Raw genomic sequence first — 26,036 nt, forward strand, 5'->3', positions numbered from 1 at the left:
CCGGCGCGGAATGGCTGCTCTATTTGCGACGGGTCGCGGCATCAGTCCAGCGGGGTCAATGCCGCACCGGGTCGGCACGATGTGACCTACGTCCGCGGTGACGGCAAGTGGTCCCCGGGTGGTGGTCGTGCAAGACCCGGAATCCCGAAATATCGGGGTGCGGACAAGTTCAGCCAGCATTCAGCGAGGCTTATTTACCCCGTGTCATAGTGTTGTGAGCGATTTGACTGACACATTGGACACTGGCCGCGAGGGTTTGCGGCATTGAAGGGGGCGTAAATGAAGGACTTTCGAGGTATCGCAATTGCGGTGGTGATCATCGCCGTTGCAGCAGTGCTGTTTTTCGGGTCGTGGTATCAGATCGACCAGGGTGAAGAGGGCGTGGTGCTGCGCACAGGCGCCGTAGTTGGGACGGAGGGTCCGGGCCTGCACTTCAAGCTTCCACTGATCGAAGACGTGAAGGAAGTCTCGCTGCAATCGCATACCGAGACCTTCGAGCAGATGGAATCGTACTCGCGTGACCAGCAGCCGGCGCAGATCCGCCTCAGCGTCAGCTATCACATCATCCCGGGCTCGGGCGGCAAGGTCTATGCCGAGTACGGCTCGACCGAAAACATGATTGCCCGGCTGGTCGAGCCGCGGGTGCCCGCGATCTTCAAGAACGTGTTCGGCCAGTATGACGCGCTGGGCGCCATCCAGCAGCGTGCCAAGCTCAATGCTGATGGGCTGGCGGCCTTGCAGGCTGGTATCGGCGAGCCGCTGGTGATCGAGAGCGTGCAGGTTGAGGACATCAAGTTCTCTGCGGCCTACGAGAACTCGATCGAAGAAAAGCAGTTGGCGACGGTTGAGGTGCAGAAGCGCCAGCAGGAGCTCGCCCAGCAGAAGGTGCAGGCCGAGATCACGGTTACCCAGGCGCAGGCGCAGGCCGACGCGCAGGTGGCGCAGGCAACGGCCGCGGCAACCTCGGTGAAGCTGGCGGCCGATGCCGAGGCGCATGCCATCCAGGTGAAGGGTGACGCCGAGGCGGCCGTCATTGCCAACCGTGGCAAGGCGCTGCGCGACAACCCCGGCGTGGTGGCCCTGATTCAGGCCGAGCGGTGGGATGGCGTCTTGCCGACGACGATGCCGCCGGGCGGCGCGGTGCCGTTCCTCAACCTGACGCCTGCGGCGACCGCGCCGTAAGGACGTCTATCTGGAACTGAATTGGCCGGCCGGGTCTCCCTGGCCGGCCGAAACTTGTCTGGGGCGTAGCGCGGTGCCACTCTGGGCGGAGATTTGCCAGGACGAGGAGGCCGCCATGTGCCGGAACATCAGGCCGCTGTTCAATTTTGAGCCGCCCGCGACGGGCAACGAGATGCATGATGCGGCGTTGCAGTTCGTGCGCAAGATCAGCGGCTATACCCATCCGTCGCAGGCCAACCAGGCGGCGTTCGAGGAGGCGGTGGAGGACATCGAAAAGGTGGTCAAGCGGTTGCTGAAATCGCTGGAGACCAATGCGCCGCCGAAGGATCGCGAGATCGTCGCGGCGAAGGCACGGGAGAAGGCCCGGCTGCGCTACGGCTGATCCCCCGCTCATTCACCATCCGCCGTCGCCGGGTGATACACCGGCATGTCGGCCCAGTCGCGCGGGCCGAATGAGGCGGTGGGGTCCTGGGGCTGTTCGGCAAGCCGTTCGGCGATGGCGTTCCGGAACCAGAGCTTCAGCGCCTCAAGAGGACGGAAGGTGGTTTCGGACTGAGCCTTGGCGGACGCGGCGATCTGGAAATCGGTGTGGGTCATTTGCTTTTCCTCCGTCGGGCCGGGCTGGCTCGATGGGGAGAGCATCGGTCACGAGGGCGGTTTGCGTCCCAAAACGGGCGCCAAAATCTCCCAAAACCGTGGCTAGGCGGGCAGGCCGGCCTTGCGCATGCCGTCGACCAACGCGACGAGGCGTGGACCAAAGCGGCTGGCGATGCGCTCGATATCGCCCATCCGCATCATCGGAGCCTTGGCCAGCAAGGTGGCGATGGTGGCGCGCGCCTCGTCCATGCGGTCGAGATGGGCGTAGGCGGCGGCGATGTGCCAGTAGGTGGGGAGCCATTCGCTGTTGGTGGCGAGGGCTTGCAGCGACCAATCCAGGCTGGCTTCGAACTCGCCCTTGAACAGGTGCGCCACGCCCATGCCCAGCAGCAATTCGTAATTGTCGAGGGCGCCGGGGGCGACGTGCAGGGCGCGGAGGAAGCACTGGCGGCCGAATTCGAGGTCGCCCACCATGACGTTGCTGAAGGCGTTGAACGACAGGATGGTCGAGTTGTTCGGGTTGGCGGCCAGCGCCTGACGCAGCATGGCCAGCGATCGATTTGCCTCCTTTGCGACATTCAGAAACACCAGCGCGGCGATGGCGACCACCAGTGGATCGTCATGGCCGGCGTCGAGCGCCAGTTCCGCCAGTTCGATGGCGCGGTGGCGTTCCGCCTGCGTCATGCCGCCACCAAAAACGTCCTGCCGCTCATAGGCCCAGGCCGCGTGGACAGCGGCAATGGCAAAGCCGGGGTCGAGCTCCACCGCTGCCTCGAGCAGGCGAATGGCCTCGGTGCGGACCGCGGGGCTGGTGCCTCGAAACAGCGGCAGGGCGCGGAGATAAAGGTCATAGGCGTCGAGCCGGCCGGGCGGCTTGCGCCGGGCCCGCTCGATCTCGGCGCGGCGCACCTCCGGCTCGACGAGCCCGACGACCGATTCGGTGATGCTGTCCTGGAACTCGAACAGTTTTGAGGGCTCGCCATCGAACTGCTCGGCCCAGAGCTGGGTGGCGGTATCGGCATCGACAAGCTGCACGCTGACCCGCAGCCGGTCGGCGCGTCGGCGGATGGTGCCGACGAGCAGGTAGCGGACACCGAGCGCTGTGGCGACGGCGCGAGTATCGGTGCGGCCCTTGAAGGGGAAGGCCGCATTGCGTGCCGCCACCGCAAAGGTCTTGAAGCGCGACAGGGCGGTGATGATGTCCTCGACCATGCCATCGGCAAAATACTCGTCCTCGGGGAGGCTGTCGAAGGGCAGCACGGCGATCGAGGGCCGCGTCGGGCGGGGCGTGCTGTCCGCCAGGGCAGGGCCGCGGGGCAGGCGATAGCCGACGCGCGGCACCGTCGCGATCCATTCCTGCCCGTCGGGCGCCTTGCCCAGTGCCTTGCGCAGTGCCGCGATCTGCACCGAAAGGTTCGCCTCCTCGACGAACAGGCCGGGCCAGGCGGCTGCCATCAGATCATCCTTGCCCACCGGCTCGCCGGCCGCCGCGAGGAGGCTGTCGAGCAAGGCGAGGCCACGCTGGCCGATGGCGACGGCCACCCCATCCCGCCGCAGTATCCCTGCAGCGGGCTCGAGGACAAACGGGCCGAAGGCATGTCGCGGCTCTGTCATGACAGAAGTCATACAGCAAGTCTGTGGCGGACAGAAATAGTGGAGTGCCAGTATTCAGGTATCACTGACCGCCGCGGCCGATGCGTTGTTCGCCAGGCGCCTAGAGCTTTTCCAGGAACCGGACCGCGCCAATATGGGCCAGGTTGCGGTTGCGTTGGGCGTAGTCGATGCCGTAGCCGACGACGAATTTGTCGGGGATTTCGAAGCCGATCCAGCGGGCCTTGACCTGCACTTCGCGGCGCCGACCAGCCGGGATGAGATCGCCGCGTTTGTTGCTACTATTGGTTGACGTTCAGCTGGCGTCGGCTAGGAGCGACGATCCTGTTCGTCCCCCAGCCAACGGAGATTGGCGCTGTCCGCCGCGAATTAGATGAAGGCGTTCCAGTCGCGGACGTAGAGCCAGTTCACCGGCACTGTCGGTGGCACTGGCGGGAGTTGGACGGCCGGGGGCGGATCGAGATCAGCCACGTTGCCGATGTCGATCACCAGTTCTCCTGCAGAGGCATCATAGCGAGCGTCGGGCGGCTGGATGATCCAGAAGCGCAGCCCTTCGAGGTCCAGCGACGCGGGGCGATAGGTCTCAATGCGCGTTGGGCTGCCAGTCCACACCGCAAGGTCCAGGTGCGCGGTTTGCTTGATGAAGCTGATCGAGTAGCCGGAAAGCTCGGCGTCGTGGAAACCGTTGGGTAATGAACGGGCGATCTCTTCGATGGTCATCCCGTTCTCGCCTCGACGCGTTGCCCTAGACGAACCGTACCGCGCCGATATGGGGCAGGTTGCGGTTGCGTTGGGCGTAGTCGATGCCGTAGCCGACGACGAACTTGTCGGGGATTTCGAAGCCGATCCAGCGGGCCTTCACCTGAACTTCGCGGCGCGAGGGCTTGTCGAGGAGGGCGCAGACTTCGATGCGCTTGGGGTGGCGGGTGGCGAGGATTTCGAGGACGTGCTTCAGGGTGTGGCCGGTATCGACAATGTCTTCGACCAAGAGCACATCGCGGCCTTCGATCTCGCCGCGCAGGTCCTTGAGGATGCGGACTTCGCGGCTCGATTCGGTGGAATTGCCGTAGGACGAGACTTCGAGGAAATCGACTTCGACGGGCAGATCGAGTTCGCGCACGAGGTCGGCGATGAAGATGAACGAGCCGCGCAGGAGGCCGACAACCACGAGCTTTTCGGTGCCGCTGTAGAACTCGGCGATGTCGCGCGCGAGCGCTTCGACGCGGGCCGCGATGGCCTTGGCAGAGATCAGTTCATCGATCACGTAATTCGGCGTGGTCATGGCAGGAAGGGCCCCTCGTTGGCGCCGATGTATAGGCGATTGTTGCGATGGGCTCCAGCGGGTGGATGGCTTCGCGCACGCGGCCCCCCTCATCCGCCCTTCGGGCACCTTCTCCCCGACGGGGAGAAGAACTACAGCGCCTGCTTCACTATCGCGATGCCCGCCTAGCTGCGGGTGAAGGTGATTTTGGAGGAGGTGGTTTCGCCCTTTTTGTCGACCAGCTTGAAGGTGATGTTGATCGACTTGCTGCCCAGGGTCATCGTTGAGGAGGCGGTGCCGTAGGTTGTGTCCTGGCCTTCCATGGAGAAGACGATGTTGCTGCCCTGCTTCTTGCCGATGGTGGTGGCGGAAAAACCGGTGGAGCTGGAGGCGGCTTCGAAGCGGTTGGCGGCGTCGTTGTAGATCATGGTGCCGTTAAAGCTCGCGGCGCCGGAACTGAACGAGCAGCGGCCATTATAGATGAGCTTGCCCGTTGACGTCGACTTGAAGGTGATGCGGCAGTTGACGTCGCCGGGGTCGGGGCCGGCGGCGACGCCCGTACCCGTCCAGGTGCCGGCATAGGAGGCGAGGAGGGCGGTTTCGGCGGAGCCGGCAAGGACGGGCAGGGTGGCCGGAAGGACAAACATTGCGGCGAGGGCCAGGCGAGCGAGCAGCGTGGGCTTGGGCATCTGTAAGCAGCTCCGGAATCAGTGAGATTTCGATCTGAGCGGCAAGTCTATCTTGGGACTGTGGCGGGCGGAAGTCGGTTGGCGGGGCGTTCCGGGCGAGTCTGTCACAAGCATTCACAGCCGGTTCATTTCAAAACTGCTGTTCTTGTTCCCATCACGCGATACATTCGCGTCAGACAAAGGGGCTTGAGGGAAATGTTCAAACATCGACTTGCAGTCTATGCCGCCATCGCTGCGGCCGCTCTTTTTGCAGGGGCGAGCAGTGCGCTCGCCTTTGACGCCGTCGCCAAGTCGCCGGTCAATGTCCGGACTGGCCCTGGCAAGACATTCGGGGTCGTCGACAAACTGGATGCTGGCGAGGCGGTGACGGTCTCCGAGTGCGCGCCTTCGGGCTGGTGCTTTGTCGAGCACAGTGGTCCGGATGGATGGGTCAGCGCCACGTTTCTGACGGCACCCGATGATGCTGCCGATGACGAGGGCGAGCAGAGCGATGGCGGCGGATCGAACCCCGATTGCGGCTTCGGCTTTGCCATCGGGCCGGACGGCAAGCCGAGCCTCTCGATCAATTGCGGTGACGCACCGCCGCCGCCAGCGCCACCGGCACCGCCGGCCGATGATGAGGAAGAGGCAGATGGTCCGCAGGCGTGCTTCTATGTAGACGCCGGATTTGACGGCAGCAGCTTCTGCATGAGCGAGGGCACCAAGAACAGCCTGAATTCGACGTTCAAGGACAAGATCACCTCGGTCGAGGTGTCGGGCGTGCTGAAGGTGAAGCTCTGCGTCGACAACAATCTCGGCGGCTATTGCAAGACCGTGACCACCGACACAGAAGACCTGCCGGGGCAGATCGATAACAAGGCGAACTCGGTGCAGGTGTTCACCGGGGCCGAGCCTGTGCCGCCGATCGTTTTGAACCCCGATATCGTTTTGAACCCCGATATCATCGTCCCGCTGATGCCTGTGACGTTCTCGACCGGTGGGATCAACTGGAAGCAGACCTGGGAGATCAACCTCGACAATGGCGCGCAAGGTGACGATCCCGGAAACGACCTCTGGTACGAAGCGGTGACTGACACCGAAAAGTACATCACGCCCCGCAATGGCGCAAAGATCTCGATCGGCGATTTCGGCCAGCACGGCTGGAACGGATGCAAGTCAGCGACCTTCACCAATGCCAAGCTGGCACTCGATGATGCGCCGATCGGCAGCTATATCTGCGTGAAGACGAACGAGGGCCGGATTTCGGAGTTCCGCGTGAACGGTTTCGCGGGCACCACGATGAAGATCGGCTATACCACCTGGGCCAACTGACGGCCTTCGGCACTGGAATGGAAAGGCCCGGGAGACCGGGCCTTTTTCTTTGCGCGGCTACTCTTCGGGCTCGGTGGCAAAGAGCAGCGGGAAGCCTTCGCTGCGGGCCATTTCGGTGGCGCGGGTGGCCTTGGTCTCGGCGACCTCGCGGGTGAACACGGCGACGACGCAACTGCCCTTGGTGTGGGCGGTGATCATGATGCGGTTCGCCTGATCCTCGGTGATGCGGAACTCGGCCTTGAGGACGCGGACGACGAACTCACGCGGGGTGAAGTCGTCGTTGACGAGGATCACCTTGTGGAGCGGCGGACGCGCCACCTTCGGCACGGTCTTGAGGCGCGGCTTGATGTTGGTATCGGTCATTTTGGGTGGTGTCCGAAACTGCTTCCGGTTGATGCAATATAGCACCGGAAGGGCAGAAAGGCGACTGGCAGGCGATCGAATGGATCAGGGCGCGGGGCGCGGCCGGCGTCCGGCCAGCAGCATATCCTTGGCGGCAATCAGCGCGCCGGCCGTGATCAGGATGCAGGCGACCAGCACGAAGTGGCTGTATTGCGCGTAGCCGGTGAGGATCAGGATCAGGGTTGAGAGCAGGGGCGTGAGGTAGGACGTGGCGCCAAGGATCTGGATATCGCCGCGCTTGACGCCGATGTCCCAGACATAGAATGCGAGGCCGACCGGGCCGAGGCCGAGGGCAACGATCGCGGCCCATTGCCATGGATTGGCGGGCCAGATGGTGGGCTCGAAGATGAAATGGCAGAGGCCTGAGAGCACGGCGGTCGCGAGGCAGAAGCCGGTGATGGCATCGCTCGAGACGGCGGCGAAGCGGCGCGACAGCACCGAGTAGGACGACCAGATGAGCGCAGCGGCGAGGGCGGCGCCATAGCCGAGGGCGTATTGCGGATCGAAGCTGAAGCCCTGGCCCTTGGTGATGACCAGCACGGCGCCGATGACGGCGAGGGCGCAACCGATGAGATGCTGCGGCTTCAGCCTTTCGCCGGGGAGCAGGGCGGAGAAGACGACGATGAGGACCGGCCATAGGTAGTTGATGAGGCCGGCCTCGACCGGCGGGGCGTTCCTCAGCGCGAAGAAGTAGCAGAAATGGTAGCCGAAGAGGCCAACGACGCCGAGCAGCCAGACGGGGAGAGGCTGCCTTAGCGCCTTGATGGCCTGGGGGCGGAGCAGCCAGAGCGCGACGCCGGCGAGCCCGCCAATGCCGAAGGTGATGGCGGTGAGCTGGAAGGCGGGCATGGTGCCGCTGGCTGCAGTGAGGAAGGCGAGCAACGCCCAGAGCGAGACGGCAGAGAAGCCGATCAGTGTGGCAGCGGGGCGGGTTAGGGCGCGAGTCATGGGAGGTTTCTAGCCCGGCGGCGGCCGGATCGCCATGGCGAGTTTGTGAGCGCTGCGGCCGTTGAAAGCGCCACGGGAGCCACCTAACTTTGCCCGGTTCACAGGAGACAGGACGATGGCGATGACGGTTGCGGAGATTGCAGCGCTGAAGCAATCGCTGCAGGCGGGGTTTTCCGCGATCGAAGTTGAGGTACAGGGCGAAAAGGCGGCCTCACTCGGGCACCACGGACGGCAGGTGGAAAAGGCGATGGCGGCGCTGCGCGCGTTCGACGCGGGCAAGGGGAGCGCCGAGGAGCGGCTGAAGCTGGTGAAGGCGGGGGCGCGCGAGGTGTGGTCGTATTTCGTGCAGCGGGAACTTTGTGGGGTTCGGGATCATCGGGAGGCGATCCGGATTTATGGGATCCCGAATGAGGTGCTGGTGCGGCTTGGGGCGATGGAGCGGTAGGGGCTTCTTTGCCTAAAGGAAAGGCCCCCTCACCCGGCCTGCGGCCGACCTCTCCCCCAAAGGGAGAGGTGACGAGGTGGCGCGATGGTGCCTCAGCACACCTCTCCCTTCGGGGGAGGGAGTACTGAGAGGCCGGTGACCTTCAACTTCAGAGCGCCAGCTTGAAGCCTTCGTGGCTCGCGGCGAAGCCGAGGCGTTTGTAGAAGCGGTGGGCGTCGAGGCGGGATTTGTTGGAGGTGAGCTGCATCAGGCCGCAGCCGCGGGCGCGGGCTTCGGCGATGGCCCATTGCATCATCTGGCCGCCAAGGCCCTTGCTGCGGTGAGACGGGGAGATATGGACGGCTTCAACGAGGCAGCGGGTTTCGCCGAGGCGGTTGATGCCGGGTATGAAGGTGAGTTGCAGGGTGCCCACCGCCTCACCATCGAGTTCGGCAATCATCAGGCGCTGGTTGGGATCGGCGTTGATGGCGTTGAAGGCGGCGAGGTAGCGCGGGTGATCCGGGCGGTCGGGTTCGTCCATTGACGCCACTACGTTGTCTTCAACGATCAGGCGAACGATGAAGCCAAGGTCGTCCTGGCGGGCGTCGTGGAAGATCAGGTTGGTCATGTTCCTCAAGCCGGCTCTTGCTCGTCGATACCTTCGAGCACGAGGCCGCGCGTGTTGGCGATGATCGAGTCGAGGACACCGGGGAAGCGGGCGTCGAGATCGCCGCGACGCAGGGTGACTCGGCGCCGTGTGCCCTCGGGAGCAACGTTGACCACACCCGCCTCGCGCAGCTTGGCGATATGGTAGGTGATGCTGGTTTTGCTGGCGAGATCGGTGAACTGCCCGCAGGTCATGCCGCGCAGTTCATCGCGAGCCAGTTGGCCGATGATCGCGAGACGCGTCTGATCGCCGAGCGCTGTCAGGACGTTCGAGAGGTTGATCTGGTCCGCATCGGGGTGCGGCAGTGCGGGTTGCGCTGTGCTCATGGGGACAAAATAGGCGGTTTGTGAGCAAAGTTCAACGATCATTGAACAAGGGTTGACAGCGGCGTGTGCGAGGTTCATTTGTTCAACGATCATTGAACTAAGGATATTCGCTATGGACAAGCGGCTGGTCTGGCTCGCTTTGGGCACTTTTGCCATCGGCGTCGAGGGGTTCGTCATTGCGACGCTGCTGCCGGCCATTTCTACTGATCTCGGTGTCAGTATCTCTCAGGCGGGGTATCTGGTTTTCGCCTACGCCATTGCCTACGCGATCGGATCGCCGGTGCTGTCGGCAGTGACGGGGCAGTTCGATCGCCGGGCACTATTGGCAGTGGTGGCGGTGGTGTTTGGCTCGGGCGCACTGTTTGCGGCGCTGTCGCAGGGCTATGGCATGCTGTTGCTGGCGCGGGTGATCATCGCGGCGTGCGCCGGGCTTTATGCGGCGACCGCACAAGCGACTGCGGTGTCGCTGGCGCCGGTTGAGCGGCGGGCGAGGGCGGTGTCGCTGGTGGTTGCCGGGACCACCATGGCGGTGGCGTTCGGTGCACCCATCGGGGCGCTGGTCAGTGGTGTTGCAGGCTGGCGCGGCACGTATTTTGCTATCGCGGTGGTGGGTTACCTGACGGCGATCGCCATCTGGTTCATGCTGCCTGCGGGGATCAAAGGCGACCGGCGGAGCATTGGCGAGCGGCTGGCGGTGCTTTCGGTGCCGGGCATCCTGCCGGCGCTGCTGACGATCCTGCTCTATATGGTCGGCCCGTTCGCGGCGTTCGTCTACCTCGGGCCGATCACGACCAAGGGCATGGGGCTGGCGCCGGGATTGCTGCCCTATGTGATGCTGTCGTTCGGCGTTGGCGCGGCAATCGGCAATACGCTGGGTGGGCAACTGGCGGACCGGCTCGGGGCGACGCGGACGGTGGTGTTTGCGTCGGTTGCCAGTGCCGTGATGCTGGTGCTGTTGTCGGCAATTCCGATGCTGCCTGCCGGGGTGGTTGGGCCGGTCTATTTCATATTCATGTTTGTGTGGGGTGTGGTGGCGTGGACGTTCCTGCCGGCGCAGGTCAGCCGGCTGGTGGCGATGGCGCCGACGTCGGCGCCGCTGGCGTTGTCGCTGAATGCATCGTCGCTCTATCTCGGGACGGCACTTGGTGCGGTGGTCGGCGGCCAGGTCATCGAGCAGCTTGGGGTCAATGAGATCGGCCTCGTGGCCGCGGCCTTTCCGGTACTTGCCCTGCTGGTGCTCTATGCCAGCCGGCCGTCGCGGGCGCTGCAGATGCCGCGGCTGGGATAGCGAGCTCAGGGCTCGCTACTGAGCGAAAGGCGCAATTGACCCGGGTGTTCCGAGCGGCTGTTATCGCTGCTGGGGACGAGGGAAAAAGATAATGGATTCGCGGCTCTTGTGGCTGGCGCTGGGGGCATTCGCCGGCAGCGTAGAGTCGTCTGTCATTGTCAGTTTTCTGCCCGACATTGCGACCGAGACCGGGTCCAGCGTGGCGCAGGCCGGGCTGATGGTGTTCGCCTATTCGCTGGCTTACGGGTTCGGGACGCCGCTGTTTTCGACACTGTTTGGGCGGCACCACCGGCGCCGGGTGGTGGTTGGCGCAGAGCTGGTGTTCGGGCTCGGCGCGATCCTGATGGCGCTGGCGCCGGGCCTGCCGATGCTGATCGCGGCGCGGACGCTGCTGGCGGTTGGGGCAGGGCTCTTTACCTCGACGGCGCAGGCTGCGGCGGTTGGGATGGCGCGGCCGGGCGAGCGCGGGCGGGCGCTGGCCATTGTGGTCATGGGTGGTTCGGTGGCGGTGGCGTTCGGCTCGCCGCTTGGTGCGCTGGTGGGGCATCTGACCAGCTGGCGGGTCACCTATTTTGCCATTGGCGTCTTGGCGATCCTTGCTGCCATCACCATGCTCCGGCGGCTGCCCGATACGATTGTGGGTGATGGGCGGAGCCTTGGGGAACGGCTGGCAGTGGTGAAGGAGCCGGGCGTGCCGATGGTGCTGCTGTCATCGCTGGTGGGGGTAATGGGACTGTTTGTGTTCATGATCTACCTCGCGCCGATCGTGACGGTGGCGCTGGGGCTCGACGCGGGCGTGATGCCGCTGGTGCTGCTGATGTTCGGGCTGGGGGCGATTGCCGGTGGGTATTTTGGCGGACGGCTGTGTGACAGGATCGGCGCGGGGCCAACGCAGTTGCTGGTGATGGGGACCGGGATCATTGAGCTGGCGCTGACGCCGCTGATCGCCGGCCTGCCGCAGGGCTTGGTGCTGCCGGTGTTTCTGGTGCATGTGGCGCTGTTTGGTGTGGTGACGTGGGCGTTCTTCCCGCCGCAACTGATCCGGCTGGCGGCATTGTCGCCGGGCTCGGCGGTGCTGGTGGCGTCGCTGAACCTGACGGCGATGAATCTCGGTGGGGCTCTGGCAGCGCTGGTGGGTGGGGCCGTGCTGGAACGGCTGGGGCCGATGTGGCTCGGACCGGTCGCCGCCGCGATTGCGGCAGCGAGCTTGCTGCTGATCTGGTTGGGGCCAAAGGAGCCCGGGCGCTAGACACGCTTGCCCTTGGGGCTGAGGCCCCAGGCGACGAAGAGCACGATGACCGCGAGAACGCCGGGGAGGATGGCGAGGCCCTGTTCACCGGCGACCAGCACGGCGGTGCCTGCCCACATGATGGAGCTCAGGGCCTCCGAGATGGTGGCGGCGCGGGAGGCGACCTGGCGGCGGCGGAACATGGCGCGGCGCATCGGAATGCGGAACCAGAGCTGGATGGCGGTGGCCGAACCGGCGGAAATGACGACGAACAGCGCCGTGACCCAGGCGAGTTCCCAGCTGGCGATCCAGACGAGGACGAGGATGGGGCCGAAGATGACGCCGATGGTGAGGAGCACGGCCTCGATCTTGGCGATCAGCATGGCGCGCGGAGAGATGGGGGAGGTGACGACCAGATCGTGCGCATCTTCACCCGAGATGGCGAGCCAGGCGAGGCCACCGGCGAGCTGGCCGGCGGCCATGACGATCACCGGGATGACGACCACATAGGTGCCGGCGCTCTGGCCGTAGGAGACCCAGAGGAAAAGGGCGGGCGGGATCAGGTAGAGGATCTGCATAAGCGTCTGGCTGAGAAGCCAGGGGTCGCGGCGGAGGAGCTTCCATTCCTTGACGCGCAGCGCGTGGCGCTGGCTGGCCTTGCGGAAGGGCTTTGAGGCGCCCTGCTGGACGCGGGTCTGGGAGACACCGGCGGCGGCGATGGCGTGCTGGGCGAAGCTGCCCGAGGACCAGGCGATGACGGCGACCAGCGCGCCAATGCCGATGGTGGCGATGAGCGCGAGGGCGCCGAGATCGCCCATGGCGGCGCGGGCCGGCAGCCAGATGAGGCTGGACGGTTCAGGTGCGGCGGCGACGAACGCGGGGGATTGGAGGACCGCGAAGCGATCCATATTGCCGAAGCTGAGGATGGCGGCGGCCTGGACCCCGATAACGAAGCCGGCACCGACAATGCCGGCGATGATCTGGGCCGCGAGGCGGGTGCGACGGGGGCCGATGGTTTTGAACAGGCCGATGGTGACGGCGACCGAAATTGCGGCCGAGAGGGCGCCGAGGGCGGCGAGCACGCCATAGGCGGCGAACCATTTGGGGCCTTCGTAGCCGACCAGCACATTGATCAGCGGGCTGGCGAGAAGGCAGGCGAGCAGCATGGTGCCGAAGGCGGTGGCGGCGGTGCGCACGGCAAAGATGCGGGCCGAGGAGGCGGGGGAACTCAGCAGGAGATCGAGATCGGAGCGGGCGTAGTAGGCGCGGGTGACCGATTCCAGGGCCTGGCTCAGCATTACGGTCCAGAACAGGAAACCGGAGCCGGTGAGCAGCACGAGGGTGGGCTTGTCCGGCGTGATGCCGGCCTTGACCCAGGGGGCGATGAGGGCGTTGGCGAGGGCGTGGAGGCCCAGGTAGAACAGGCCGAGCGTCACGAACAGCACGATGCCGCGGACGCGCTTGCCACCGGTGGTCATGGCCAGCCAGTCGCGCCAGGCGAGGCGGAATTCGTGCGCGGCGAACCAGGTCAGGCGGATGGGCTCGGCAGTCATGCGGCTTTGGATTCCATAGTGTCGGCTTCCTTCTGCGCGACGAGATCGAGGAAGATCTCCTCGAGCGTCGTCTCGCGGCCGACCTGGGCGCGGAGTTCGGCGAGCGTGCCTTCGGCGACGAGGTGACCGTGGTTGATGACCCCGATGCGTTCGGCCATGCGTTCGGCGACCTCGAGGATGTGAGTGGTCATGATGACGGTGACGCCTTCGGCGACCTTCTGCTTCAGCACGTCCTTGACCTGGCGGGCGGAGCCGGCGTCGAGGCCGGTCAGCGGCTCATCGAGGATGATGAGGCGCGGATCGTGGACGAGGGCACCGGCGAGGGCGACCTTTTGCAGCATGCCCTTGGAGAAGCCGCCGCAGCGCTGGTTGGCGTGGGGACCGAGGCCGAGCCAGTCGATGAGTTCGCGGGCGTGGCGTTCGGCCTCGCGGGGCTCGACTCGCCAAAGGCCGGCGACGAATTCGAGATATTCCATCGGGGTGAGCCGGTCGTAGACCATGGGCTCGTCCGAGACCCAGGCGACAATCGATTTGGCGCCGATCGGGTCGGTGGCGGTGTCGATGCCGCAGATCGAAATGGCGCCCTTGTCCTGCCGGAGGAGGCCCGCGACCATGCGGAGGATGGTGGTTTTGCCCGCGCCGTTGGGACCGAGCAGCGCGTAGAACTCGCCCGCGCGAACCTGCAGATCGAGATCGATGACGACGGGGCGATCGAAACTCTTGCGGAGCCCGACAATGTCGAGGGCGGGGGCGGCGGACGGCATGGAGAAGTCTCCCTGGTCCGGCCGAGGGCGCGGACATAGCGGCGAGAGTAGCCGGAAGCCGTTGAAACCGGCTGAAGCCGAGCGGTAAACAAAGGCTGAACTATTGCGCACCAGCGGCGTCGACGACGCCCTTGCTGCAGCCCGCGTCGGTTGGGTTGGCGATGAGGATAAGGTTGCCGAGGTTCGGCGCGTCGTTGAAGTTGCCGTAGAGCCCGATGGTGAGTTCGGTGATCAGGCGGCGGTCGCCATCGTCCTTGCAGGCGACACGCACGCGATCGCCAGCACCTGCGCCGAACGCCGTGTCAAAAGCGGCGCGGATGCGGGAGGTGGAGAGTTCCTTGCCGATGCTCTGGGCGAAGAGATCGCGCACTGGCGAGCCGTTTAGGGTGGCGAGCAGCAGGATGGCAGTGCTGAAATATGGGCCGGCTGCGGTGCCAAAACAGGTGCCGTGCTTGATCCACTCGTGCCGTTCCAGCTGCGAGCGGGTGCCGGGCATGGCGGCATCGAGCGCGGCCTGCGTTGCGGTATCCAGTTCAACGGGCGGCAGTTGCGACCAGCGGCCGGCCTTGTCGCGATCGACCTGGGTAGTGGAGACGCCGCAATACTCATCCTGCGGCCAGAGGCCGTGCAGCGAGAAATGGCTGGCGTCGAAGCGCTTGGAGCCGAGCGACTGGCATTCTGGCTTGTCCGGCGCGCCCTCGCAGAAGGCAGGCTCCCAGCTGGCGGCGAGGATGAGGAACTGTTTTTTGGAGGACGGTGCTGCGGGCGTTGCGGGCGCCGGGGTTGAGGGCGTGGCGATCGGCGGCGGGGCGACTGTGGTTGGCTGGGGTTTCAGCATGAGGACCACGCCGCCGCCAAGGAGGAAGGTCAGCGCGAGGACGAGGATGAAGCGCGGGTTCATGCGGCGACCGGTGGTGCGGGGCAGATCGGATCAACGGGCCTGCGCATCGAATCCCCCACGGGTGTGGAGGGAGCTTAAGCTGAAATGGTGGGGGAAGGGGAGTGGGGGGCTCCCTGCGGGGATCAGAAGAAAGGCCCCCTCACCCGGCGCTGCGCGCCGACCTTGCCATTCGACCACAGGCCTCATGGCCTTCTCCTCTCAAATCGGTCCACTGGACCGATTTGTCCCTTCGGGCCGCCTCGAAGTCCCCCAAAGGGAGAGGTAGCGAGGTGGCGCGATTGTGCCTCTGCTTACCTCTCCCTTGGGGGAGAGGTCGGCCTGAAAGGCCGGGTGAGGGGCCTTTGCGGAAAGCGCTGGTGCGCGTGTACCCACCCCGGCCCGCCCCCTGTAGGAGGGGGAGGGAGAAGAGGGTCAGAGGGTGATGCGGTAGATGCCGAAGCCGTCGTCGCTGGTCTTGCCGGTCGATTCGATCTTGACGGCGGTGACGTCGGCGAGGTGGTCGGCGGCTTTGGGGCCGGTTTCGAACAGGACCGTGGCGCCGATGGGGGCGAGGGACCAGTTGCTGTCGGCTTTGGGCTGGATGGTCTTTTCGGCCATGATGTAGCGCACGAGGATGTCGCGGTTGGTATCGGGACCCTTGAAGACGATCTTGTCGGGGCCGACGCCGGGGAAGCTGCCGCCGCCTCCGGCGCGGTAGTTGTTGGTGGCGACCACGAACTTTTGCGCTGGATCGATCGGCTTGCCGTTGAACATCAGGTCGACGATGCGGCTATCTGTGTTGCCGATGTCCTCGCCCTTGGGGCCGTACTTGGCGGGCTTCGAGACATCGATCTTGTAGGTGACGCCGTCGATGACGTCGAAATTGTAGGCGGGAAAATCGAGGTTGATCAGGGGCTGGTCGGCGGCGCCGGCGGCGACCTGATTGAAGATGCCGGCGGAGCGATCGAGCCAGTTCTGGACGTCCTGGCCGGTGATCACCACGGCCTGGATGGTGTTGGGGTAGAGGTAGAGATCGGCGACGTTCTTGATCGCCACCGGGCCGACGGGGACATCGGTGTAGTAATCGGGGCCGCCACGACCGCCGGCCTTGAACGGGGCGGCCGCGGAGAGGATGGCGAGGCCATCCCAGGCGGTGCCCTTCTGCAGCTTTTCGAGGTACCATTTCTGCGCGATGTTGACGATCTGGACGGACGGATCGTCAGCGACGAGCGCGAAGTAGGAGTGGAGCGGTGCGGCGGTTTCGCCGACCGGACGGCGGACATATTCGAGCGTTGCGTCATGGTCCGCCTGGGCGGGTGCGAGGACGGTGGCGACGCTTTCGACCAGCGGCTTGACCTTGCCATCGACGCGCTCGGAGATCGGGCGGGCTTCGGCGGTGTGGGAGACGATGGCCCATTTGCCGTCGGCGCCCTGTTCGAGCAACAGATCGATCAGGCCCATGTGGGAGCCCCAGAACCCGGCCATGACGGCGGGCTTGCCGGCGAGCGTGCCCTTTTCGAGATCGGCGCCTTCGAGGCCCTCGAAGTCCTTGGAGTTCGGGAAGACCAGGTGCTGGTGTCCGGTGAAGACGACATCAATGCCGTCGAGCGCGGCGAGCTGCAGCGAGGCATTTTCGGCGCCCGGGCCGGCGTCAGCGGCGATGCCGGAGTGGGAGAGCGCGATGATGAGTTCGGCGCCTTCAGCGCGCATCTTGGGGATGTAGGCCTTGGCGGTTTCGATGATGTCGCGGGTATCGACCTTGCCGACGAGGTTGGACGAATCCCAGGTCATGATCTGGGGCGGCAGGAAGCCAATGAAGCCGAGCTTGATGGTGAGGCTCTTGCCCGCGCCATCGACTATCTGCTTTTCGATGATCTTGTAGGGGGCGACATAGGTGGTGTCGGAGAGGGGATCGGCGCCGAGCGTGCCCTTGGCGAGGTTGGCCGAAACGATGGGGAAGTTGGCGCCGGCCAGTGCCTTGTCGAGGAAATCGAGGCCGTAGTTGAACTCGTGATTGCCCAGAGTGCCGACTTCATAGCCGAGGGTGTTCATGGCGGCGATGATCGGGTGCGGGCCGGTGTCGAGGCCCTTTTCGAAGGCGACATAGTCACCCATCGGGTTGCCCTGGATGACGTCGCCATTGTCGATCAGCATGGAGTTGCCGGCTTCGGCGCGGATCGAATCAATGATGGCGGCGGTGCGGGCGAGGCCGAGCGTGTCGTTGGGCTTATCGGCATAATAGTCATAGGGGAAAACGGCGACGTGGAGATCGGTGGTTTCCATCAGGCGCAGATGGGCCTGTCCTGCGGCGGCCTGCACGGCGAAGGGGTGCATGACAACGGCGGCGCCCAGAGTGGCGGTGCCGGCGAGAAAGGCACGACGAGAAATCGCATAGGTCATCGACAGTCTCCCTAAAAACAATGATGAGCCCATGGTAGACGACGCAACGGTTTGGCTCCGTTATCCGTTGCTGCCTCACCTTTCAGATGCCCCGCCGGGGTGACGCTGCAATGACGCGCAGAGGGTATTTTGCGGGCAAGCTCCGAGCGGCTATGGTAGCGCTCGCCGGGGCCAAGGAGAAATCACATGAAGTGGCAGGGACGTGAGCGCAGCTCCAACATCGAAGATCGCCGGTCACAAGGTGGCGGCGGGCTTGGTGGAGGCCTTGGTGGAGGACTGGGCGGCGGCATGGGCGGGGGGCTTGGCCCCTTGGGCGGTGGCCGGATTGGCGGCGCGCGCGGCGGCGGCCTCGGGCTTGTGGGCATCGTGGTGGTGCTGGGCATCATCTGGTTCGTGACGGGTCAGAACCCGCTCGAAGTGCTGACCGGCAGTGGCGGGACGACGACGTCGAGCTCGACTCAGTCAGGCCAATGGGCGCCGTCGACCAACGCGCAGGAAGATGAGCTGGCTAATTTTGTCGGCGTCGTCACCAAGGATACCGAGAACCTCTGGGGTGAAGTGTTTTCCGAGAACAAGCTGACCTACAAGCCGCCGACGGTGGTGCTGTTTTCGAACCAGACGCAGTCTGCCTGCGGCACGGCCGAGACCAGTTCGGGGCCGTTCTACTGCCCCAATGACAAGAAGGTTTATATCGACCTGGCGTTCTACGATCAGCTCCGCCAGCAGTTTGGCGCGCCCGGCGATTTTGCGCAGGCCTATGTGATTGCGCACGAGATCGGGCACGCGGTGCAGGACCAGACAGGCATTTTACCCGAATTCAACGCCAAGCGCGGCTCGATGAGCCAGGACCAGCAGAATGCCTATTCGGTGCGGGTCGAGCTGCAGGCGGACTGTTATGCGGGCGTCTGGGCAAACTATGCCAAAAAGCAGAACTACCTCGACCAGGGTGATGCCGAGGAAGCGATCAAGGCAGCCAACCAGATCGGCGACGACACGCTGACCCGCGGCCAGGTCTCTTCGCGCAACTTCACGCACGGCACTTCGGCGCAGCGCATGGCGTGGCTGAAGAAGGGCATGGATACCGGTGACGTGAGCCAGTGCGATACGTTCAAAGGCAGTATCTGAGGACATGTCGCCCTCGCCAATGAGGGGGGCCGACCTGCGTCGTGGAACAACATTTTGGGGGCCGTATCGCTGAGGCGATGCGGCCTTTCTGTTTGGCGCTGTTGTGGAAGGCACGGAGTTCAGTACGTGTAATCACGGAGCGTGCGGTCTGGACAAAAGTTTCAGAAACGCGTGAAAATCCAATTGGTTCCTGGCATCGATCGAATTTCAAAAGTCCTCAGAATGGGCCGGAAATGGTCCCTGCAAAGCCCATGAACGGCCCCTTTGTGGGCACATTGGAGCGGTCAATTCGGGGTGTGGACGGCGTTGAGGTCGTTCACCGGAGCCCGGTTTCGGGCACCGCTTTTCACCCACATGGAAGGGATATTCTCCATGAAGAAGATTTTGCTCACTCTCGCCGCCATCGGTCTCACCAGCTCGGCTTTCGCCCAGACGGCAGCCGTAACATTTGAGTCGGCCGATACCGACACGAGCGCAACGGTCACTCTCGCAGAAGCGCAGGCCGCTTGGCCCGACCTGACCAAGGACGCGTTTGACGCCGCCGACACCAACAAGGACGGCGCCTTGGACAAGACCGAATTCGACGCCTATGTCGCGGCACTGCCCGCCGCGCAGTAAGCGCCCGGCACTGCTTTTCAGGGGCCGTCCGATCTTCGGGCGGCCCTTTTTGTTTGGCTGATTTTGCTAGAGCTTTGACGCCAGCGTCTCGATGTAGAAGCGGACGATGTCGCCGGTCCGTTCCAGCGGGTTGAACGCCGTGGTGCCGCCCGCGAGCATGGTGCCGAGCGTGCTTTCCGAGGTATCGGCGCTGACGATATCGGAGAGAACGCCGCATTGTATCGTGGCCACAGAGCGGCGGGCATGGTTGGTGCGCGACACGGCGTAGAGATGCGCGGAATCGAGGTTCACCACATCACAGCCTTCGGCCCGGAAGCGATCTAGCATGGCGTCGTCTTCGCGATAGATGGCATCGCCGGTGGCGGCGCGCACTGGCGTCATTGGTGCGCCCGTCCACGAGGCCAGCACCAGATCCCGCAGGCCAGGGTCGGCGGAGATTGTCCTGTCGGTTGTGTAGTGCGGGGTCGTGCCATCGGCGGCGAGTGCGGTGTCCACCAGGTAGAAATCGCCCATGGCGAGGCCCTTGGTGCCGAGCCCTCCAGCCAACCCGTAGGCGAAGATGTGGGTGATGCCGTAATAGGCCAGTTCTTCCACAGTCGCGGAAGACACCGGGCCGCCATAGACGTGGGCCAGCGACAGCAGGCGCCGCCCCTGATGGTGGAGGATGCGTACGCTATCGGGCGACACGTGGATGAAGTGCTGGTCGGTCACTCGCTCTGGCGCATAATCGTCCAACGCCTTGGGTGGCGGGCAATAGCCCACCAGCGCGATGCGGATGTCACCGAACACACCTGGGCCGAAGCGTTCCCCGACAAGGCTGGCGGGGTTCAGGTGATAGTCGTGCCCGGCCATGGCTCAGGCCGCGGCGTCTTCGCCGGCCTTGACGTGCTCGGGCTCGAGGGCGAGGCCCTTTTGCGCGCGCACCAGGTTCAGGAAACGCGTGAACAGGTAATGGCTGTCATGCGGACCGGGGCTCGCTTCGGGGTGGTACTGCACCGAAAAGATCGGGTTGCCATCGACCGACAGGCCCGCGTTCGAGCCATCGAACAGCGAGATATGGGTCTGGGTGACGCCGGATGGCAGGCTTTCGGTATCGACCGCGAAGCCGTGGTTCATCGAGGTGATCTCGACCTTGCCGGTGGTCAGGTCCTTGACCGGATGATTGGCGCCGTGGTGGCCCTGATGCATCTTTTCGGTCTTGCCGCCGACCGAGAGGCCGAGCAGCTGGTGGCCGAGGCAGATGCCGAACATCGGCTTGCCGGTTTCCATCAGCGTCTTGATCGTCGGCACGGCGTACTTGCCGGTCGCGGCCGGATCGCCGGGGCCGTTCGAGAGGAAGATGCCATCGGGGTTGTGCGACAGCACATCCTTGGCGGTAGCGGTGGCGGGAACGACGGTGACCCGCGCGCCCTGATCGGCGAGCTGGCGCAGGATGTTGCGCTTGGCGCCGTAGTCGATGGCGACGATGTGGAACTCGGGGTTTTCAACCCGGCCATAGCCCTCGGTGCGCGACCAGGAGGTCTGGTCCCACGAATAGGTCTGGGCAGTGGTGACTTCCTTGGCGAGATCGAGGCCTTCGAGGCCGGGGAAGTTCTTGAGCTCGGCGACCATCGAGGGCTCGTGGAAGAAGCCATCGGGCGAATGCGCGATGACGCCGTTCGGCATGCCGTTTTCACGGATGCGGGCGGTGAGCGCGCGGGTATCGATCCCGGCGATGCCGATGATGTTGCGCTTTTTCAGCCAGGCATCGAGCTTTTCAGCGGCGCGATAGTTGGAGGGGTTGGTGATATCGGCGCGTAGCACGGCGCCCCGGATCCCCGAGAGGGCGGCCATGTTGACCGTCTCGATATCCTCGTCGTTGGTGCCGACATTGCCGATATGGGGGAAGGTGAAGGTGATGATCTGGCCGGCATAGGATGGGTCGGTCAGAATTTCCTGATACCCGGTCATCGCCGTGTTGAAGCAGACTTCACCTGCGGCGTGGCCTACAGCGCCTATGCCGTGACCCTCAAGGCGCGTGCCGTCAGCGAGGATCAGGAGGGCGGTCGCAGGCTTGTGCTGCCAGCCAGTCATGGCGGGTCTCCAAGGTTCGGTCATAGTGGTTGAGGCCTTTCCTTAGAAGGCGGCCCATACGAGCGCAAGTGGCGCAACGGCTTTATTGCGCTATATGGAGCGTCAAACGAGCACGGCAAGAGGATGCGGGACATGCGCGAAACGATCAGCGAAGGCTACAAGACGGCGCTCAAGGCAGGTGACAAGCGCCGCACGGCGACGCTGCGGTCGATCAATGCGGCGATCAAGGACAAGGACATCGAGGCGCGCGGGCTGGGCAAGGACCCGCTCGGCGATGGCGACCTGATCGTCTTGCTGCAGAAGATGATCAAGCAGCGCGAGGAAAGCCTTGGGATTTATGAGAAAGCCGGGCGCGACGACCTTGCCGTGGTGGAGCGCGAGGAGATCGCGATTCTCACCGAGTTCGTGCCGGCGGGGATGAGCGAAGCCGAGATCGAGGCAGCGATTGCGGCGGCGATTGCCAAGACCGGCGCTGCCGGGGCCAAGGACATGGGCAAGGTGATTGCGAGCCTCAAGGCGGACTTTCCAGGCCGGATCGATTTCGGCAAGGCCAGCGCCAAGGTGAAGGCGGCGCTGGGCTGAGTCGACTCAGACTTTTGGGCTCAGGCTTTTGCCCGCTCGCCTTGCCATGAGACGATGGCGAGGAGGGCGGCGATGAGCACGGTGACGATGGCGATGACCGGCAGGCTCAAATAGCCCCAGTTCCGCTCGAGGGCGTAGGCGCCGAAAATGGCGCCGAGCGCGATGCCGATGTTGAAGGCGGTGGGGATCAATGGCGAGGCGAGGTTTGGCGCGTCGGCGGCGGCCCGGAGGATGCGGGTTTGCACCGGGGTGCCGAAGCCGAAGCTGAGTCCGGCCCAGACCGGGATCAGCAGGGCCATGGCGATGAGATTGCCGCTCAAGACGAGTATCAAGGCGTAGACCACAGCAGCGCCCAGCAGCATGCCGATGAGGCTGGGCATCAGCTTCCAGTCGGCGAGGCGGCCACCGATCAAGACGCCGGCGGTGGAGCCAACGCCGAACAGCAGCAAGAGCCAGGGGACCAGATCGACGGGGACTTTCGTCACCTCGATCAGGAATGGCGCGATGTAGGAAAACAGCACGAACTGGCCGGTGGCGGCGCTGACGATGATGGCGAACGACATGTAGATGGCCGGCCGGGTCAGGACGCGGAACTGGTTGCCGAGACTGGCTGGAGCGTGCGTTTCGGGCGCATCGGCGGGAACGAGCAGGGTGATGGCGGCGAGCGCCAGGGCGCTGAAGGCGCCGACGGCCCAGAAGGTGGCGCGCCAGCCAAACGCATTGCCGATGGCGGTGCCGGCGGGCACGCCGATGATGTTGGCGACGGTGATGCCGGCGAGCAGCATGGCGACGGCGCGGCCGGACTGGGCGGGTGGCACAAGCTTGGTGGCCGAGATGGCGGCGACGCCGAAATAGGCGCCATGGCCGATGGAGACCAGCAGACGGGCGATGAGCAGCATGGTGTAGTCGGGGGCGAGCGCGCAGAGCGCCTGACCGGCGGTGAAGGCGCCGACGAGGATGACGATGGCGGTCTTGCGTGAGAGCTTTGCGACCAGCAGCGTGACGATGGGGCCGCCGATGGCGACGCCGATGGCGTAGGCGCTGATCAGGAGGCCTGCCGTCGGGATGGAGACGCCGAGATCGGTGGAGACGGCGGGCAGCAGCCCGGCGATGACGAATTCGGCCGTGCCGATGCCGAAGGCGGCGAGAAACAGGGCCAGGAGGGGCAGGGGCATAGGGGGTTCCGGACTAGTGTGCGAGGGCCGTGCGGGCGGTTTCGCGCCGCTCGAGCCAATAGGAGAGTGATGCGGTGGCCGCGGCGCAGAGGGCGCTGACGACGCCGACGGCGGGCAGATCGGCATAGGAGACGTCGGCATTGAGCAGCGTGGCGCCGATGAAGGCGCCGCCGGCGATGCCGATGTTGAAGGCGGTGGAGACCAGCGCCGAGGCGAGATTGGGCGCGGCGTGGGCGGCGCTCAGCACGCGCGATTGCAGCGGCGTCGAGAAGGCGTAGCCGACGATCGAGGAGGCAAAGAGGTTGACCGTCATCCACACCAGATCGTGCATGGCAAAGATCATGGTGAAGTAGAGCAGGGCCTGCAGCAGGAGGACTGTGATCAGCGCCGGCATGGGTTTCCAGTCGGTGCCGCGGCCGCCGAGAAAGATGCCGAGGATCGAGCCGACGCCGCCCAGCAGCAGGTAGAACGGCACGATGGTGTCACTGACGTGGGTGATGTTGAGCAGGATCGGGACCTGGAAGGTGCCGAAGGCGAGGGCGCCGACCATGACGAAGGCGATGGTGATGTAGGAGAGATAAACCTGCTGGTGGCGCAGTTCGCGGAACTGGGCACGAAAACTCGCCTGCTGCGGATCTTCGGCTTTGGCGGCGGGGAGCATGAAGGTGAGCGCCAGGACGCCGATGACGCCGATCACCGCGACGGCAAGGAAGGTGGCGCGCCAGCCAAAGTGAAAGCCAATGGCGCTGCCGCCGGGGAGGCCGAGGAGGTTGGCAATGGTGATGCCGCTGACGAAGAGCGAAAAGGCCGCACCGCGCTTTTCACCCGGGACGAGATTGGCCACGAAGACGCCGCCGGCGCCGAAAAAGAGGCCGTGCACCGAGGCCGAGAGCAGGCGCGCGATGAGCAGCATGTTGTAATCGGGCGCAAGCGCGCAGAGCACCTGGGAGAGGGTGAAGAGCAGCATCACGCCGATGAGGATGGGCTTGGGCGGATAGCGGGCGGTGATCACCGAGAGAATCGGGCCACCGATGGCGACGCCGACCGCATAGGCGGTGACGAGGAGGCCGGCGGTGGGGATCGAGACCGCAAGGTCGGCTGCCAAGGGAGGCAGGATGCCGGAGATGACGAACTCGGCACTGCCGATAGCGAAGGCGGCAAGCGCCAGGGCGTAAATGGCCAAAGGCATGGGCGGTCTCACAACATTGGCTGGATGGCAGCTGAGAGGATGATCGGCGCGCCGGCACGGCAAGCTGTGCGGCGGTCGCTCCGAGCCGTTGGATTGTGGCAGCGGACGCGAGTAGTGTTGGGTGTACTTATCTCAATTTGGAGAGTCGGGTCATGGCAAATCTTGTGGATGCAAAGAAGCGCTGGGCGCTGATCATGGGGCTGCGCGGGGCGCTGATGCTGATCGGCGGGCTTTATGCGGTGTTCAGCCCGGGCGCGGCGCTGACGGTGCTGGTGATCTGGGGCGGGGCGCTGCTGCTGATCGATGGCGTGCTGGGGCTCTGGAGCCTGACCTTCGGCGGCGCCAAAACCGGCAATTACTGGTTCGACGTGGTGCACAACGCGCTGGCGATCGTCCTCGGCGTGCTGATCCTTCTGAGCCCGCTGATGGCGACGATGCTGACGGCGACGTTCCTCATCTACATCATCGCGTTCTCGTCGATTGTGGTGGGCGCGATGGAAATGTGGGTGATCTACAAGGAGCGCGAACACTATTCCAAGATCTGGCCGGTGCTGCTGTCGGGTGCGCTGCATGTGCTGTTCGGTATCGCGCTGCTGTTCGCGCCCCTGTTCGGCGCGCTCCTGCTGGTGACGATCGGCGGGGTGCTGATGATCATGTTCGCGGTGGGGCTACTGGCGATGGCGTGGCGGCTGAACAAGGCGGCCAGCGCTGGGGTGTGACGGACCCCAGCCGCGCTATCTGATCGCTACGCAGGGTTGAGATGGGCGTCCGGAACTACCTGATCGAGGGTGTCTCGGGCACCGGCAAGACCAGCGTGGCGGAGGAGTTGGCGCGGCGTGGGTATCACGTCGTCCATGGCGACCGTGAACTGTCCTATGTGGGCGATCCCGAGACGGGCGTGCCGCTGGATCGGCCCGGCGCGACGGCGGGCAGCTTCGCCTGGGGGCATGAGCACCACATCTGGGACATCCAGAAGGTCAGGGCCATCGTCGCGGACCGAAGCCATGCGATCTCGTTTTTCTGCGGCGGCTCCAGAAACTTCCGGCATTTCATCGATCTGTTTGACGGGGTTTTCGTGCTTGAGGTTGACCTCGACACACTGAACCGGCGGCTGGCGACCCGGCCCGCGGATGAGTTTGGCGGCAGGGCGGAAGAACGCGCGTTCGTATCGCAGTTGCACGCGACGGGGGAGGACGTGCCGCGCGAGGCGGTAAGGGTGGATGCGACCCATGCGCTCGCGGATGTTGTGGATGTGATACTGGCGGTTGCGAATGGATAGGCTCGGGCACGCGCAAGTCGGGAAACTAGTTTAGCACCCCACGCCACATCATGGCTTGTGGAGGCGTCTAGCCCCCTACGAGCCTGGTAGGACGTTGAAAAGAAGCGCCAAAAGAAGCGCCACCGTGGCAGTTATGAGAACCGCGCCCCCCAGAAATCCCGCAACGAAGAGCAAGAAGCGGGGCATCCAACCATCAGCCCGGTGCGACACTACCCACCCTATGTAAACAAGCAACGCCAAGACACCGGCCGCCGCCAAATAGGGCGCCTTAGGAACAAGCGAAAGCAGACCGACCGTAGCTGTCATAAGAGCCAGTGCCGCGACGAATATCACTGCAGAAACACTAATCAGGGGCTTCACTTTGAGCCGCTGTCCCCGTGCTAATTTACTCTGCAGTCGTACTATGACTGTTCAAGCCCCACAAGCGACGCTACCCCCACACCCTAACCTCGGGCGTGGGCACT

At 64.6% G+C, this 26,036-nt stretch carries 29 protein-coding genes; 11 read left to right on the forward strand and 18 right to left on the reverse strand.

From position 1 onward, the window contains the following. Window positions 1-279 precede the first annotated feature (279 nt). Window positions 280-1,182 (forward strand): prohibitin family protein, encoded by a 903-nt coding sequence (locus ACO06J_RS03450; protein ID WP_421759300.1) that lies wholly within the window; start codon window positions 280-282, stop codon window positions 1,180-1,182. A 115-nt stretch (window positions 1,183-1,297) separates the two neighbouring features. Further along, window positions 1,298-1,564 (forward strand): DUF2277 domain-containing protein, encoded by a 267-nt coding sequence (locus ACO06J_RS03455; RefSeq protein WP_421759301.1) that lies wholly within the window; start codon window positions 1,298-1,300, stop codon window positions 1,562-1,564. Between the two features lie 8 nt (window positions 1,565-1,572). Here the strand turns inward: ACO06J_RS03455 and ACO06J_RS03460 are convergent, their stop codons facing one another. From ACO06J_RS03460 to ACO06J_RS03485, 6 genes are all read right to left on the reverse strand, one after another. Further along, window positions 1,573-1,779, reverse strand: a complete 207-nt coding sequence (locus ACO06J_RS03460) for a hypothetical protein (protein WP_421759302.1) — start codon at window positions 1,777-1,779, stop codon at window positions 1,573-1,575. A gap of 102 nt (window positions 1,780-1,881) precedes the next feature. Then, window positions 1,882-3,393, reverse strand: a complete 1,512-nt coding sequence (locus tag ACO06J_RS03465) for a winged helix-turn-helix domain-containing protein (RefSeq protein WP_421759303.1) — start codon at window positions 3,391-3,393, stop codon at window positions 1,882-1,884. Between the two features lie 100 nt (window positions 3,394-3,493). Next, window positions 3,494-3,625: a hypothetical protein gene (locus ACO06J_RS03470; protein ID WP_421759304.1), complete on the reverse strand. Its 132-nt coding sequence runs from the start codon at window positions 3,623-3,625 to the stop codon at window positions 3,494-3,496. Between the two features lie 134 nt (window positions 3,626-3,759). Next, the gene (locus ACO06J_RS03475) at window positions 3,760-4,110 is read right to left on the reverse strand and encodes a hypothetical protein (protein ID WP_421759305.1); all 351 of its coding nucleotides are present in this window, start codon (window positions 4,108-4,110) and stop codon (window positions 3,760-3,762) included. A 25-nt stretch (window positions 4,111-4,135) separates the two neighbouring features. After that, the gene (gene hpt / locus ACO06J_RS03480) at window positions 4,136-4,672 is read right to left on the reverse strand and encodes a hypoxanthine phosphoribosyltransferase (RefSeq protein WP_421759306.1); all 537 of its coding nucleotides are present in this window, start codon (window positions 4,670-4,672) and stop codon (window positions 4,136-4,138) included. A 164-nt stretch (window positions 4,673-4,836) separates the two neighbouring features. Continuing rightward, on the reverse strand, window positions 4,837-5,340 hold the full coding sequence (locus ACO06J_RS03485) for a hypothetical protein (RefSeq protein ID WP_421759307.1): 504 nt from the start codon (window positions 5,338-5,340) through the stop codon (window positions 4,837-4,839). 195 nt (window positions 5,341-5,535) lie between these two features. On the opposite strand from ACO06J_RS03485, the gene ACO06J_RS03490 reads away from it, so the two are divergent. Further along, window positions 5,536-6,651, forward strand: a complete 1,116-nt coding sequence (locus ACO06J_RS03490; RefSeq protein ID WP_421759308.1) for an SH3 domain-containing protein — start codon at window positions 5,536-5,538, stop codon at window positions 6,649-6,651. A 57-nt stretch (window positions 6,652-6,708) separates the two neighbouring features. Here ACO06J_RS03490 and clpS read toward each other — a convergent pair whose 3' ends face one another. After that, the gene (clpS, locus tag ACO06J_RS03495) at window positions 6,709-7,014 is read right to left on the reverse strand and encodes an ATP-dependent Clp protease adapter ClpS (RefSeq protein WP_421759309.1); all 306 of its coding nucleotides are present in this window, start codon (window positions 7,012-7,014) and stop codon (window positions 6,709-6,711) included. 84 nt (window positions 7,015-7,098) lie between these two features. Next, window positions 7,099-8,001: a DMT family transporter gene (locus ACO06J_RS03500; protein WP_421759310.1), complete on the reverse strand. Its 903-nt coding sequence runs from the start codon at window positions 7,999-8,001 to the stop codon at window positions 7,099-7,101. Window positions 8,002-8,116: 115 nt separating this feature from the next. On the opposite strand from ACO06J_RS03500, the gene ACO06J_RS03505 reads away from it, so the two are divergent. Beyond that, window positions 8,117-8,446: a DUF6665 family protein gene (locus ACO06J_RS03505; protein WP_421759311.1), complete on the forward strand. Its 330-nt coding sequence runs from the start codon at window positions 8,117-8,119 to the stop codon at window positions 8,444-8,446. 148 nt (window positions 8,447-8,594) lie between these two features. Here the strand turns inward: ACO06J_RS03505 and ACO06J_RS03510 are convergent, their stop codons facing one another. Both ACO06J_RS03510 and ACO06J_RS03515 read right to left on the reverse strand, forming a co-directional pair. Beyond that, a complete protein-coding gene (locus tag ACO06J_RS03510; RefSeq protein WP_421759312.1) occupies window positions 8,595-9,053 on the reverse strand; it encodes a GNAT family N-acetyltransferase in 459 nt (152 codons plus the stop codon). Between the two features lie 5 nt (window positions 9,054-9,058). Beyond that, window positions 9,059-9,418 carry an ArsR/SmtB family transcription factor gene (locus ACO06J_RS03515; RefSeq protein ID WP_421759313.1) on the reverse strand — a complete coding sequence of 120 codons (360 nt, stop codon included), beginning with the start codon at window positions 9,416-9,418 and terminating at the stop codon, window positions 9,059-9,061. Between the two features lie 112 nt (window positions 9,419-9,530). On the opposite strand from ACO06J_RS03515, the gene ACO06J_RS03520 reads away from it, so the two are divergent. Both ACO06J_RS03520 and ACO06J_RS03525 read left to right on the forward strand, forming a co-directional pair. Then, complete coding sequence (locus tag ACO06J_RS03520) at window positions 9,531-10,706, forward strand: MFS transporter (protein WP_421759314.1); 1,176 nt, start codon at window positions 9,531-9,533, stop codon at window positions 10,704-10,706. A gap of 91 nt (window positions 10,707-10,797) precedes the next feature. Next, the gene (locus ACO06J_RS03525) at window positions 10,798-11,955 is read left to right on the forward strand and encodes an MFS transporter (protein ID WP_421759315.1); all 1,158 of its coding nucleotides are present in this window, start codon (window positions 10,798-10,800) and stop codon (window positions 11,953-11,955) included. Here the strand turns inward: ACO06J_RS03525 and ACO06J_RS03530 are convergent. The 4 genes from ACO06J_RS03530 to ACO06J_RS03545 all read right to left on the reverse strand — a co-directional run bounded on the left by ACO06J_RS03530 (window position 11,952) and on the right by ACO06J_RS03545 (window position 17,531). Further along, window positions 11,952-13,487 (reverse strand): permease, encoded by a 1,536-nt coding sequence (locus ACO06J_RS03530; RefSeq protein ID WP_421759316.1) that lies wholly within the window; start codon window positions 13,485-13,487, stop codon window positions 11,952-11,954. The two genes, ACO06J_RS03525 and ACO06J_RS03530, sit on opposite strands and share 4 nt — an antisense overlap. After that, window positions 13,484-14,251: an ABC transporter ATP-binding protein gene (locus ACO06J_RS03535; protein WP_421759317.1), complete on the reverse strand. Its 768-nt coding sequence runs from the start codon at window positions 14,249-14,251 to the stop codon at window positions 13,484-13,486. Before ACO06J_RS03535 ends, ACO06J_RS03530 begins: the two co-directional genes overlap by 4 nt. Before the next feature lie 100 nt (window positions 14,252-14,351). Next, entirely contained in the window at window positions 14,352-15,152 is an 801-nt protein-coding gene (locus tag ACO06J_RS03540) for a ribonuclease T2 family protein (RefSeq protein ID WP_421759318.1), read from the reverse strand. Window positions 15,153-15,563: 411 nt separating this feature from the next. Beyond that, complete coding sequence (locus tag ACO06J_RS03545; RefSeq protein ID WP_421759319.1) at window positions 15,564-17,531, reverse strand: bifunctional 2',3'-cyclic-nucleotide 2'-phosphodiesterase/3'-nucleotidase; 1,968 nt, start codon at window positions 17,529-17,531, stop codon at window positions 15,564-15,566. A gap of 186 nt (window positions 17,532-17,717) precedes the next feature. Between ACO06J_RS03545 and ACO06J_RS03550 the strand changes: the two genes are divergently transcribed. Beyond that, window positions 17,718-18,656 (forward strand): neutral zinc metallopeptidase, encoded by a 939-nt coding sequence (locus ACO06J_RS03550; RefSeq protein WP_421759320.1) that lies wholly within the window; start codon window positions 17,718-17,720, stop codon window positions 18,654-18,656. A 372-nt stretch (window positions 18,657-19,028) separates the two neighbouring features. After that, window positions 19,029-19,274, forward strand: coding sequence for a hypothetical protein (locus ACO06J_RS03555; RefSeq protein ID WP_421759321.1), 246 nt, complete (start codon window positions 19,029-19,031; stop codon window positions 19,272-19,274). A 66-nt stretch (window positions 19,275-19,340) separates the two neighbouring features. On the opposite strand, the gene ACO06J_RS03560 is transcribed toward ACO06J_RS03555, so the two are convergent. Together ACO06J_RS03560 and carA are read right to left on the reverse strand one after the other, a co-directional pair. Next, window positions 19,341-20,126, reverse strand: a complete 786-nt coding sequence (locus ACO06J_RS03560; RefSeq protein WP_421759322.1) for a hypothetical protein — start codon at window positions 20,124-20,126, stop codon at window positions 19,341-19,343. Between the two features lie 3 nt (window positions 20,127-20,129). Next, window positions 20,130-21,347: a glutamine-hydrolyzing carbamoyl-phosphate synthase small subunit gene (carA, locus tag ACO06J_RS03565; RefSeq protein ID WP_421759323.1), complete on the reverse strand. Its 1,218-nt coding sequence runs from the start codon at window positions 21,345-21,347 to the stop codon at window positions 20,130-20,132. A 132-nt stretch (window positions 21,348-21,479) separates the two neighbouring features. Between carA and ACO06J_RS03570 the strand changes: the two genes are divergently transcribed. After that, the gene (locus ACO06J_RS03570; protein WP_421759324.1) at window positions 21,480-21,929 is read left to right on the forward strand and encodes a GatB/YqeY domain-containing protein; all 450 of its coding nucleotides are present in this window, start codon (window positions 21,480-21,482) and stop codon (window positions 21,927-21,929) included. A 20-nt stretch (window positions 21,930-21,949) separates the two neighbouring features. Here the strand turns inward: ACO06J_RS03570 and ACO06J_RS03575 are convergent, their stop codons facing one another. Together ACO06J_RS03575 and ACO06J_RS03580 are read right to left on the reverse strand one after the other, a co-directional pair. Next, entirely contained in the window at window positions 21,950-23,104 is a 1,155-nt protein-coding gene (locus ACO06J_RS03575; protein ID WP_421759325.1) for an MFS transporter, read from the reverse strand. 13 nt (window positions 23,105-23,117) lie between these two features. Next, complete coding sequence (locus ACO06J_RS03580; protein WP_421759326.1) at window positions 23,118-24,293, reverse strand: MFS transporter; 1,176 nt, start codon at window positions 24,291-24,293, stop codon at window positions 23,118-23,120. A 152-nt stretch (window positions 24,294-24,445) separates the two neighbouring features. On the opposite strand from ACO06J_RS03580, the gene ACO06J_RS03585 reads away from it, so the two are divergent. After that, complete coding sequence (locus ACO06J_RS03585) at window positions 24,446-25,012, forward strand: HdeD family acid-resistance protein (RefSeq protein WP_421759327.1); 567 nt, start codon at window positions 24,446-24,448, stop codon at window positions 25,010-25,012. Window positions 25,013-25,053: 41 nt separating this feature from the next. Continuing rightward, a complete protein-coding gene (locus tag ACO06J_RS03590; protein WP_421759328.1) occupies window positions 25,054-25,572 on the forward strand; it encodes an AAA family ATPase in 519 nt (172 codons plus the stop codon). Window positions 25,573-26,036 lie beyond the last annotated feature (464 nt).

This window comes from Devosia sp. (assembly GCF_965229025.1).
Lineage (GTDB): Bacteria > Pseudomonadota > Alphaproteobacteria > Rhizobiales > Devosiaceae > Devosia_A.

Bases quoted from the DNA above. Each gene is read 5' to 3' on its own strand.
- hpt (WP_421759306.1), bottom strand. From the start codon at position 4,672: ATGACCACGCCGAATTACGTGATCGATGAACTGATCTCTGCCAAGGCC.
- ACO06J_RS03510 (WP_421759312.1), bottom strand. From the start codon at position 9,053: ATGACCAACCTGATCTTCCACGACGCCCGCCAGGACGACCTTGGCTTC.
- ACO06J_RS03570 (WP_421759324.1), top strand. From the start codon at position 21,480: ATGCGCGAAACGATCAGCGAAGGCTACAAGACGGCGCTCAAGGCAGGT.
- clpS (WP_421759309.1), bottom strand. From the start codon at position 7,014: ATGACCGATACCAACATCAAGCCGCGCCTCAAGACCGTGCCGAAGGTG.
- ACO06J_RS03525 (WP_421759315.1), top strand. From the start codon at position 10,798: ATGGATTCGCGGCTCTTGTGGCTGGCGCTGGGGGCATTCGCCGGCAGC.
- ACO06J_RS03520 (WP_421759314.1), top strand. From the start codon at position 9,531: ATGGACAAGCGGCTGGTCTGGCTCGCTTTGGGCACTTTTGCCATCGGC.
- ACO06J_RS03590 (WP_421759328.1), top strand. From the start codon at position 25,054: ATGGGCGTCCGGAACTACCTGATCGAGGGTGTCTCGGGCACCGGCAAG.
- ACO06J_RS03545 (WP_421759319.1), bottom strand. From the start codon at position 17,531: ATGACCTATGCGATTTCTCGTCGTGCCTTTCTCGCCGGCACCGCCACT.
- ACO06J_RS03540 (WP_421759318.1), bottom strand. From the start codon at position 15,152: ATGAACCCGCGCTTCATCCTCGTCCTCGCGCTGACCTTCCTCCTTGGC.
- ACO06J_RS03475 (WP_421759305.1), bottom strand. From the start codon at position 4,110: ATGACCATCGAAGAGATCGCCCGTTCATTACCCAACGGTTTCCACGAC.
- ACO06J_RS03455 (WP_421759301.1), top strand. From the start codon at position 1,298: ATGTGCCGGAACATCAGGCCGCTGTTCAATTTTGAGCCGCCCGCGACG.
- ACO06J_RS03460 (WP_421759302.1), bottom strand. From the start codon at position 1,779: ATGACCCACACCGATTTCCAGATCGCCGCGTCCGCCAAGGCTCAGTCC.
- ACO06J_RS03560 (WP_421759322.1), bottom strand. From the start codon at position 20,126: ATGGCCGGGCACGACTATCACCTGAACCCCGCCAGCCTTGTCGGGGAA.
- ACO06J_RS03575 (WP_421759325.1), bottom strand. From the start codon at position 23,104: ATGCCCCTGCCCCTCCTGGCCCTGTTTCTCGCCGCCTTCGGCATCGGC.
- ACO06J_RS03505 (WP_421759311.1), top strand. From the start codon at position 8,117: ATGGCGATGACGGTTGCGGAGATTGCAGCGCTGAAGCAATCGCTGCAG.
- ACO06J_RS03450 (WP_421759300.1), top strand. From the start codon at position 280: ATGAAGGACTTTCGAGGTATCGCAATTGCGGTGGTGATCATCGCCGTT.
- ACO06J_RS03585 (WP_421759327.1), top strand. From the start codon at position 24,446: ATGGCAAATCTTGTGGATGCAAAGAAGCGCTGGGCGCTGATCATGGGG.
- ACO06J_RS03580 (WP_421759326.1), bottom strand. From the start codon at position 24,293: ATGCCTTTGGCCATTTACGCCCTGGCGCTTGCCGCCTTCGCTATCGGC.
- ACO06J_RS03500 (WP_421759310.1), bottom strand. From the start codon at position 8,001: ATGACTCGCGCCCTAACCCGCCCCGCTGCCACACTGATCGGCTTCTCT.
- ACO06J_RS03555 (WP_421759321.1), top strand. From the start codon at position 19,029: ATGAAGAAGATTTTGCTCACTCTCGCCGCCATCGGTCTCACCAGCTCG.
- ACO06J_RS03530 (WP_421759316.1), bottom strand. From the start codon at position 13,487: ATGACTGCCGAGCCCATCCGCCTGACCTGGTTCGCCGCGCACGAATTC.
- carA (WP_421759323.1), bottom strand. From the start codon at position 21,347: ATGACTGGCTGGCAGCACAAGCCTGCGACCGCCCTCCTGATCCTCGCT.
- ACO06J_RS03490 (WP_421759308.1), top strand. From the start codon at position 5,536: ATGTTCAAACATCGACTTGCAGTCTATGCCGCCATCGCTGCGGCCGCT.
- ACO06J_RS03550 (WP_421759320.1), top strand. From the start codon at position 17,718: ATGAAGTGGCAGGGACGTGAGCGCAGCTCCAACATCGAAGATCGCCGG.
- ACO06J_RS03515 (WP_421759313.1), bottom strand. From the start codon at position 9,418: ATGAGCACAGCGCAACCCGCACTGCCGCACCCCGATGCGGACCAGATC.
- ACO06J_RS03485 (WP_421759307.1), bottom strand. From the start codon at position 5,340: ATGCCCAAGCCCACGCTGCTCGCTCGCCTGGCCCTCGCCGCAATGTTT.
- ACO06J_RS03465 (WP_421759303.1), bottom strand. From the start codon at position 3,393: ATGACAGAGCCGCGACATGCCTTCGGCCCGTTTGTCCTCGAGCCCGCT.
- ACO06J_RS03535 (WP_421759317.1), bottom strand. From the start codon at position 14,251: ATGCCGTCCGCCGCCCCCGCCCTCGACATTGTCGGGCTCCGCAAGAGT.